This is a genomic window from Polaromonas sp. (assembly GCF_030682935.1).
Classification (GTDB): Bacteria; Pseudomonadota; Gammaproteobacteria; order Burkholderiales; family Burkholderiaceae_C; genus Polaromonas.
Genome location: NZ_JAUXNA010000238.1, coordinates 1 through 9,097 on the forward strand (window position 1 = coordinate 1; position 9,097 = coordinate 9,097).

Annotated in this window: 9 protein-coding genes; 3 read left to right on the plus strand and 6 right to left on the minus strand. The window is 60.0% G+C overall.

The genetic code is table 11. The features are described from left to right. On the plus strand, positions 1 to 199 hold a 199-nt coding region (locus Q8K05_RS11020; protein ID WP_305246657.1), incomplete at its 5' end, for an aminotransferase class I/II-fold pyridoxal phosphate-dependent enzyme. A gap of 120 nt (positions 200 to 319) precedes the next feature. On the opposite strand, the gene ygiD is transcribed toward Q8K05_RS11020, so the two are convergent. Then, the gene (gene ygiD, locus Q8K05_RS11025) at positions 320 to 1,174 is read right to left on the minus strand and encodes a 4,5-DOPA dioxygenase extradiol (protein WP_305246658.1); all 855 of its coding nucleotides are present in this window, start codon (positions 1,172 to 1,174) and stop codon (positions 320 to 322) included. Positions 1,175 to 1,453: 279 nt separating this feature from the next. On the opposite strand from ygiD, the gene Q8K05_RS11030 reads away from it, so the two are divergent. Together Q8K05_RS11030 and rsxB are read left to right on the plus strand one after the other, a co-directional pair. Next, positions 1,454 to 2,968 carry a polyhydroxyalkanoate depolymerase gene (locus Q8K05_RS11030; protein WP_305246659.1) on the plus strand — a complete coding sequence of 505 codons (1,515 nt, stop codon included), beginning with the start codon at positions 1,454 to 1,456 and terminating at the stop codon, positions 2,966 to 2,968. A gap of 55 nt (positions 2,969 to 3,023) precedes the next feature. After that, positions 3,024 to 3,707: an electron transport complex subunit RsxB gene (gene rsxB / locus Q8K05_RS11035; protein WP_305246660.1), complete on the plus strand. Its 684-nt coding sequence runs from the start codon at positions 3,024 to 3,026 to the stop codon at positions 3,705 to 3,707. A 25-nt stretch (positions 3,708 to 3,732) separates the two neighbouring features. Here the strand turns inward: rsxB and Q8K05_RS11040 are convergent, their stop codons facing one another. The 5 genes from Q8K05_RS11040 to Q8K05_RS11060 form a co-directional block, all read right to left on the minus strand. Next, the gene (locus Q8K05_RS11040; RefSeq protein WP_305246661.1) at positions 3,733 to 5,256 is read right to left on the minus strand and encodes a methyl-accepting chemotaxis protein; all 1,524 of its coding nucleotides are present in this window, start codon (positions 5,254 to 5,256) and stop codon (positions 3,733 to 3,735) included. A gap of 208 nt (positions 5,257 to 5,464) precedes the next feature. Beyond that, entirely contained in the window at positions 5,465 to 6,028 is a 564-nt protein-coding gene (locus tag Q8K05_RS11045) for a VOC family protein (RefSeq protein WP_305246662.1), read from the minus strand. Continuing rightward, positions 6,025 to 8,073 (minus strand): acetyl/propionyl/methylcrotonyl-CoA carboxylase subunit alpha, encoded by a 2,049-nt coding sequence (locus Q8K05_RS11050; RefSeq protein ID WP_305246663.1) that lies wholly within the window; start codon positions 8,071 to 8,073, stop codon positions 6,025 to 6,027. The genes Q8K05_RS11045 and Q8K05_RS11050 overlap by 4 nt, the downstream gene beginning before the upstream one ends. Further along, a complete protein-coding gene (locus Q8K05_RS11055; protein WP_305246664.1) occupies positions 8,066 to 8,194 on the minus strand; it encodes a hypothetical protein in 129 nt (42 codons plus the stop codon). The genes Q8K05_RS11050 and Q8K05_RS11055 overlap by 8 nt, the downstream gene beginning before the upstream one ends. 20 nt (positions 8,195 to 8,214) lie before the next feature. Next, a partial coding sequence (locus tag Q8K05_RS11060) for an acyl-CoA carboxylase subunit beta (RefSeq protein ID WP_305246665.1) occupies positions 8,215 to 9,097 on the minus strand: 883 nt, incomplete at its 5' end.

A 9,097-nucleotide genomic window follows, 5' to 3' on the forward strand; every position in this document is an offset into this window, starting at 1 on the left:
GGCTGGCGTGGCGGCTGACATGAGCTTCATCACCACCCAGATCGGCATGTTCAGCTATTCGGGCCTGACCAAGGACCAGATGGTGCGCCTGCGCAGTGAATTCGGCGTGTACGGCACCGACACCGGCCGCATGTGCGTGGCGGCGCTCAACAGCAAAAACATCGATTACGTCTGCGCATCGATTGCCAAGGTCTTGTAAGCCCAGCCGGGACACGCTCCACCCTGAAAAAGCCGCACTCAAGCGGCTTTTTTTACGTCAAATATGCCAATAGCCCAATAACTACGGGAACTATATGCTATTTATTTAATAGTAAAAATATCAACCCCAAACCACCGATCGCATCGAAATGGCCCCGAACTGAAAGCTGGTGTTGAAGAAACGCATGGGCTCACGGGCCTGGACAGCCCCTGCGGCATACAGCAGGGGCAAATAGTGTTCGTGGGTGGGATGCGCCATTTTTGCCACCTGCCCGAGTTTCTGAAAGCGCTGCAAGGCGTCCAGATTACCCTGCTGCAGATAGCCGCCAATGGTCTGGTCAAACTCCAGTGCCCAGTCGTAGGCCTGGCTGGCGCTGGCACCGCGCTGCATCTGGCGCAGGTTGTGCACGATGTTTCCGCTGGCCACAATCAGCACGCCCCGCCGGCGCAAGGCTTTGAGCTGCCCGGCCAGCGCGTAATGATCTTCAGGTGCGCGGCCATAGTCCATGCTGAGCTGGATCACCGGGATGTCGGCCTCGGGAAACATCGGCTTGAGCACCGACCAGGCGCCGTGGTCCAGCCCCCAGGCATCCTTGTCGAGCCCCAGGGGCATCGAGGCCCGCTGCCTGATCAACTGGCTGAGCACCTGGGCCGCCGCCGCATCGCCGGGCGCGGGGTACTGCACATCAAACAGTTCCTGCGGAAAACCACCAAAATCATGGATGGTTTTGGGCTGATCCATGGCCGTGAGCCACCAGCCTTCGGTGAGCCAATGGGCCGAAATGCACAAAATGAGCTGGGGGCGGGGACGACTTGAGCCAAATTCGGCGCCCAGCGCCTGCCAGCTGCGCCGGTATTCGTTGTCGCCAATCGCGTTCAGGGGACTGCCGTGGCCCATAAACAGCACCGGCATGGGGTCTGATTTCTTGAGGGATGGCAGCTGGTCAAGCGCGCTGAGGTCAGTATGGGTGGACATAGTATGTTTTTTAGCGGCGCTGGCCGCCTGGGAGGCAGACATCAGCACCTGATTCGGTGAAGCGTCCAAAGTGTGCCACGAGGCCAAAGAAGTCCGCCCGCAACACCGGCATGACCAATCTCCCCGCCTCATCAAAAATGGGTGCAGACTCTTACTTGATACAGGTCGCGAACTTGACAAAGTTAGTAGTAATCCCCAAATTGTTACTTCATCGGCCTGTTATATTGCACTGCAACATATTACGATTTCCCTGTTAACCACATTTGAAGGTTGTACACCATGCTTTACAAAGTTTATGAAGCCCAGCGCACCATGATGGAGCCTTTTGTTGACTTTGCGCAAGCCGCTGCAAAGCTGTACGGCAATTCCATGTCGCCGCTGGGTCAAAATCCGCTGGCCCAGCGCGTCGCCGCCGGTTACAGCCTGATTTACCGCCTGGGAAAAGACTACGAAAAGCCAAGCTTTGACATTCAGACGGTGGATATCGACGGCACCAGCATCGCCATTCATGAGCGGGTAGAGATTGACAAGCCTTTTTGCGAGTTGCGCCGCTTCAAGCGTTTCTCTGACGACACGGCCACGCTGGCCAAGCTCAAAGGCCAGCCGGCCGTGCTGCTCGTGGCGCCGCTGTCGGGTCACTACGCCACTTTGTTGCGCGATACCGTCAAAACCATGCTCAAAGACCACAAGGTCTATATCACCGACTGGAAAAATGCGCGCAATGTGCCGCTGTCCGACGGCAACTTCCACCTTGATGACTACGTCAACTATGTGCAGGAATTCATCCGGCACCTGCAAGGCCGGTATGGCAATTGCCACGTCATCAGCGTGTGTCAGCCTACCGTGCCCGTGTTTGCTGCCATTTCACTGATGGCCTCCCGCGGGGAAACCACGCCCTTGTCCATGGTCATGATGGGCGGCCCCATCGATGCGCGCTTGTCCGCAACGGCCGTGAACGACCTTGCCACGAAAAAAAGCTTTGAGTGGTTTGAAAACAATGTCATTTACAAAGTGCCAGCCAACTTCCCGGGTGCCGGGCGCCGCGTTTATCCGGGCTTTTTGCAGCACAGCGGCTTTGTGGCCATGAACCCCAACCGCCACGCCACCAGCCACTACGACTACTTCCAGGACCTGATCAAGGGCGACGACGACGCGACCGAAGCGCACCGCAAGTTTTACGACGAGTACAACGCAGTGCTTGACATGGACGCCGACTACTACCTGGAAACGATCAAAACCGTGTTTCAGGAGTACAAGCTCGTCAAAGGCACCTGGGACGTGATCTCGGCCCAAGGCAAAACCGAGCGCGTGACCCCGGGCGACATCACCACTACCGCCGTGATGACCGTGGAAGGCGAACTCGACGACATTTCGGGTGCCGGCCAAACCCAGGCGGCACTGGCGATGTGCAGTGGCGTGCCTGACAGCCAGAAAAAGCACCTGGAAGCCAAGGGTGCCGGTCACTACGGTATTTTCAGCGGCCGCCGCTGGCGGGAGGTGGTTTACCCGTCCGTCAAGACCTTCATTCTTGAACACAACAAGTCGCTCACAGAGGAAAAGAAAGCACTGCCGCTTACTTCTGCCCCGGTGAAGCCGGTCACCGGGGCAGTCGCCAAGGTGGCTGCTGAGCCGCAAGTCACAACGCCTGCAGCGCCGGCGGCTGAAGCGCCCGCCAAAGTGGCCATCAGCATGGCGGCCGCCAGGACGGCGACCAAGCCGACGGCACAAGCGGCTGTGCCCTCCTACACGCGGCCCAACGGCAAGCCGACCCCAAAGGTCCCGCGCCGCAAATGAGGTGAAACGGTGCAGGCTTGCCTGACGAAGCGGTGTCTGGTGGGAGAATAGGCGGGTGAACCCAGTCGCTGAACTCTCCCTTTTTGACCGCATCAACGCGGCATTGCCGCAAACCCAGTGCACCCGTTGCGGCTACCCCGACTGCGCAGCCTACGCACAGGCCATCGCGGCCGGCGGCGCGGCCATCAACCAGTGCCCGCCTGGCGGCGCTGAAGGGGTGCGACGGCTGTCCGGCATCACCGGACTGCCCGCACAAGCGCTGAACCCGGCCCACGGCACCGAAGGGCCGCGCACGGTCGCCTTCATTGACGAAGCCTGGTGCATAGGCTGCACGCTGTGCATCAAGGCCTGCCCGACAGACGCCATTGTGGGCAGCAACAAGATAATGCACACCGTGATGGAGCCGTACTGCACAGGGTGCGAACTCTGCCTGCCGGTGTGCCCTGTTGACTGCATCAGCCTGGAAAACGTCACAGGCACGCGCACCGGCTGGGCCGCCTGGTCGCCATCAGACGCTGAGCAGGCGCGCGAACGCTATGAATTCAATAGCTCCCGCCGCAAGCTGAACAAGCAGGGCAACGATAAAAAGCTTGAAATCCTGGCGCAAGCCAAACTAGCCGACCTGGCTGGACATTCAAAAATAACGGACCCCGGGGTACTGGCGCGCAAGCGCAGCATCATTGAAGCCGCGCTGGCCAGCGCACGCGCCAAGCGCGAAGCGAACGGGCGTTCGGACTGAAACCCGGTACGGCCCTCGCATCAGCTCATGCAACGGCCAAATTTTTGTAGACACCGCAGCCCACGAAGAGATCGTCTACCTGCTGCACAAATGACATCTTGGTCTGAACTCTGCCCGTGCTCGGATTGGTGATGTCGTACTCGACCCAGCCCGGCTCGTGGCTGGCCTGATCAATGATGGACTTCAGCAGCTGGCCGCCATCAATGCCCGCAATGTCCTGCACACGCGTGCCGACCTTGGACGGGTTGCCCCCAAAGGCAACATAGCTGCCGTTACGGTCCAGCACAAAAACATACATATCCCGGTCGTAAAAACCTTTGGCGGGATCGGTCAACCCGCGCAGATAGGTAGTTTTAGTGGTGTTCTGACGATGCGCCATGGCACGTTCCACCAACTCGACGGCTTCTTCCGCCGAGCCCTGCTGCAGCTTGAAAGATGCCACCGACTGCACCAGCGTGCGGGCTCGGCCCTCAAGGTTGACCGCCTGCGTCACCGCTCGGCCCACCATCAGGGCATTGCGTTGGGTGATCTCATCGAGCTGACGCACCGCCGACGTGATTTCGGTCAGACCGGAACTCTGCTCGGCGCTGGAGGTTGATAGTTGCGACATGTTCGTGGCCACGTCCCGGATGCCCGACACGATTTTCGTCATGTTGGTGCCTGCCGCGCGGATTTTTTGCACACTGCCGGCCACCTGGCTGGCCGAAGTGGCAATCAGCAGCCTGATTTCTTTAGCCGAATCGGCCGAGCGCTGCGCCAGCGAGCGGACTTCGGCAGCAACCACGGCAAAGCCCCGACCCGACTCGCCCGCACGGGCCGCTTCCACGGCCGCATTAAGCGCCAGGATGTTAGTTTGAAACGCCAGACCATCAATGACGCCCACAATTTCGTCCATGCGTTTGGCGCTCCCTTGAATGGCCTCGACCGCCTCAATGGCCTGGGCCATGGTCGCCGCCCCGTTGTCGGCCGCATCACGCACCCGCGCCGCCTGTGCATTGGTCTGACTGGCGGTATTGGCGTTCACCTGAACGGTGGATGACAGCTGCTCCACACTGGCCGCGGTCTGCTCCAGGTTGGCAGCCTGCTGCTCCGTGCGGTCAGACAGGTCACGGTTACCTGCCGCCAGGCTTTTGCCCGAGTGCGCCACAAAGGCCGCGTTACTGCGCACGTTGGCCACCATGCCGGACAGTGTGCTGCTGAGTTTTTCCATCGCGACCGCCAGGCTGCCCAGCTCGTCTTGGCTACGTTCCAGCAAACCTAGACGCAAGTCACCGCCCAGCATTTTCTCTGTCGCCCGCATGACCTGCCCCAGATCCTGCGCCACGCTGCTGTGAAAAGCCAGAAAAAAATACGCCAGCAGCACCAGTCCGATGCTGCTGGCCCATAGCACGCCGGCCAAGCCCACTACGGGGTCTATGCCCACAACGAATTGCCACGCCACCGCCAGCAGCGGCACGGCAGAAAGGGCCGCGAGCAGGGTCAGCTTGCCCGCGAAGCGCATGCGGCGCATCAACCAGACGGCGGGATTCAACAGCTTGCCAAACATCATTCAAGATTCTCCGTAATCATGGCCGCATCAAAGATGCCTGTGCTGCCGCAGTACTTTACGCGACGGTGCGAAGTAACCCGCTTACACAAGCAGACGCCGGCATGGAAAGCAGGCCCATGGGTGTGCAGTCGTCTGCGTTTACCTCTAAGTTTTACGGCTGGCGCACATCAACATCGCAGTCGGGTAAACCCGAACAATACGATTGACTTCAGGAAGCCAGCGCCGCGAAAGCGCGCACCACCTCGGGCGGCGCCTGCACCATCTCAATCAGCACGCCCTCGCCCGAAACCGGAAACTCCTCATTGGATTTGGGGTGCAAGAAGCAGATGTCAAAACCAGCCGCACCCTTGCGGATACCGCCCGGGGCAAAGCGCACACCCTGCGCCGTGAGCCATTCCACGGCCTTGGGCAGATCGTCGATCCACAGTCCCACATGGTTGAGCGGCGTGGCATGTACGGCGGGCTTTTTCTCTATATCCACCGGCTGCATCAAGTCGACCTCGACCTTGAATGGGCCGCTGCCAATCGCGCAGATGTCTTCGTCCACGTTCTCGCGCTCGCTGACGAAATTGCCGGTAACTTCCAGCCCCAGCATGTCCACCCACAGCGTGCGCAGCCGGTCTTTGCTGGTGCCGCCTATAGCGATTTGCTGGATGCCCAGGACCTTGAACGGGCGCTGAGCCGCCGCGCCGGGCCGCCCCAAGCAAGGCTGCGCCCCCTCGGGGGGCAGTGAGGACACGCTAGTGCCGAGCGTGGGGGTCTGATTCGTCATACAAACTCCACGATCGGCTGGTCCACGCTGAGCGACTCACCCTTGGCCGCCAGCACTTTGCCGACCACGCCATCGGCCGTGGCAAACAGCACGTTTTCCATCTTCATGGCTTCGATCACCGCGACGCGTTCACCGGCCAGCACCTTTTGCCCTACCTGCACCGACACTTCCGCCAGCAAACCCGGCATGGGCGACAGCACATAGCGGCTCATATCCGGTGGCGCCTTGTGGGGCATCAGCGCGTGGAGTTGCGCCGCGCGCGGCGACAGCACCAGGGAGTCGAACTGCGTGCCATTGTGAGCAATACGAACGGCCAGAGGATTCCTGCCTACCCCGCGCTCGACCTGGGCTGCAAAAGGCTGGCCATTGACCGTGCCGCGGATTCGAGCGCCACCCAGATGCCATCTGCTACATATTTCATAGCACTTTCCGCCGGTTTCTATTGCGCTGGAACCAGATTCGGCTTGAAAATCCCGGACCAGCACCGATTCGTGGATGTTCTGCCCGCCCTCACCCAGGCCAACGACCACAAACTCTTCCGCGACCGTCACACCGTGACCCGGCAACTGACCGCTGATGCCCGCGGCGCGGTCCAGCAGGCGGCGGTTCACATAGGCAGCCAGCGCCACCAAAAAGCCGGCGTCGTCGTGCGGCACATCTTCGGCACGGAAACCCTGGGCGTAGTTTTCGGCAATAAAGCCGGTATTGAAGTCCCCCGCAACAAATTTGGGGTGCGCCAGCAAAGCCGCCTGAAACGGGATGTTGCTGCTGATGCCGCGGATCACAAAGCTGTTGAGCGCCTCGCGCATTTTCGCAATCGCGTCATTGCGGTCGCTGCCGTGAACGATGAGCTTGGCAATCATCGAGTCGTAAAACATCGGGATTTCGCCGCCGTCCTGCACGCCGGTATCGACCCGCACGCCCAACAACTGCGACGTCTCGGCCGCAAACATGCTTTGTCGGGGCGGCTGAAAACGCACCAGCCGGCCGGTAGACGGCAAAAAGTTGCGGAACGGGTCTTCGGCGTTGATTCGGCATTCAATGGCCCATCCGTCGCGCTTGACTTGGTCTTGCGTGAGCGGCAGCTTTTCGCCAGCCGCCACACGGATCATCAGCTCCACCAGATCGAGCCCGGTGATGCATTCCGTGACCGGATGCTCTACCTGCAGGCGGGTGTTCATTTCCAGAAAGTAAAAGCTCTGGTCCTTGCCGACCACAAACTCCACGGTGCCGGCGCTCTGGTAGTTCACCGCCTGGGCCAGCAGCACAGCCTGCTCGCCCATGGCCTTGCGCGTTGCTTCAGAGATGAAGGGCGACGGCGCCTCTTCAATCACCTTTTGGTGGCGGCGCTGGATCGAGCATTCGCGCTCATTGAGGTACACCACATTGCCGTGGCTGTCGCCCATCAGCTGGATCTCGATGTGACGCGGTTCTTCAACAAATTTCTCGATGAACACCCGGTCGTCGCCAAAGCTGCTTTTTGCTTCGTTGCGGCAGCTGGTGAATCCTTCGAACGCTTCCTTGTCGTTGAAGGCCACGCGCAGACCTTTGCCGCCGCCACCCGCGCTCGCCTTGATCATGACCGGGTAGCCGATGCTCCGGGCAATTTCGACCGCTTTTTCAGCCGATTCAATCGCGTCATTGACACCGGGAATGCAGTTCACACCGGCAGCACCCGCCAGTTTCTTGGACTCGATCTTGTCGCCCATCGCGGCGATGGAATAATGCTTCGGGCCGATAAAGGTGATGCCCTCTTCTTCCACCCGCTTGGCAAAGCCTGCGTTCTCGCTCAGGAAACCGTAACCGGGGTGGACAGCCTGCGCGCCGGTCTGTTTGCAGGCGGCAATGATTTTTTCGGCCTGCAGATAACTGTCGCGGCTCGGCGCCGGACCGATGTTGACCGCTTCATCGGCCAGTTCCACATGGCGCGCATCCTTGTCGGCATCGGAATATACCGCGACCGTCTTGATGCCCATCTTGCGGGCCGTGAGGATGATGCGGCAGGCGATTTCACCACGATTTGCAATCAGGATTTTATTAAACATGGTTTGTTTCCATCGTGTTGAATTCGCCTGCATGCGCTACGCGCACCATGCAATTTAGCTTCGCTGCTGCGCCGCTTTGCGGCTGGTCACCACGATTTGCAATCAGGATTTTTGTAACCATAGTTTCTTTTCCTCGGGCGTTTACAGGGGAATGTTGCCGTGCTTGCGCCACGGATTTTCGAGTTTCTTGTCCTTGAGCATCACCAGCGAGCGGCAGATGCGTTTGCGGGTTTCGTGCGGCAGGATCACGTCGTCGATAAAGCCGCGCGCGCCGGCCACGAACGGGTTGGCAAAGCGGGCCTTGTACTCGGCCTCCTTGGCGGCCAGCTTGACCGGATCTTTGCGGTCTTCGCGGAAGATGATTTCGACCGCACCCTTGGCGCCCATGACGGCAATCTCGGCATTGGGCCAGGCAAAGTTGACGTCGCCGCGCAAGTGCTTGGAGCTCATCACGTCGTAGGCACCGCCGTAGGCCTTGCGCGTGATCACGGTGATTTTCGGCACGGTGCACTCGGCGTAGGCGTAGAGCAGCTTGGCGCCGTGCTTGATGATGCCGCCGTATTCCTGGCTGGTGCCGGGCATGAAACCGGGCACATCGACGAAGGTGATCACGGGGATGTTGAAGGCATCGCAAAAACGCACGAAACGCGCGGCCTTGATCGAACTCTTGATGTCCAGGCAGCCAGCCAGCACCAGCGGCTGGTTGGCGACGATGCCGACGCTCTGCCCTTCCATGCGGGCAAAACCGATGACGATGTTCTTGGCGTATTCGGGCTGAATTTCGAAGAAATCGCCATCGTCCACGGTTTTGGCGATCAGCTCCTTCATGTCGTAGGGTTTGTTGGCGTTGTCGGGCACCAGGGTGTCGCGCGAGTAGTCCATGCGATCGACCGGGTCGTTGCTCGGGCGGATCGGCGGTTTTTCCCGGTTGTTCAGCGGCAGGTAGTTGTACAGCCTGCGCAGCATCAGGAGGGCTTCGACATCGTTTTCAAACGCCAGATCGGCCACGCCGCTGCGGGTGGTG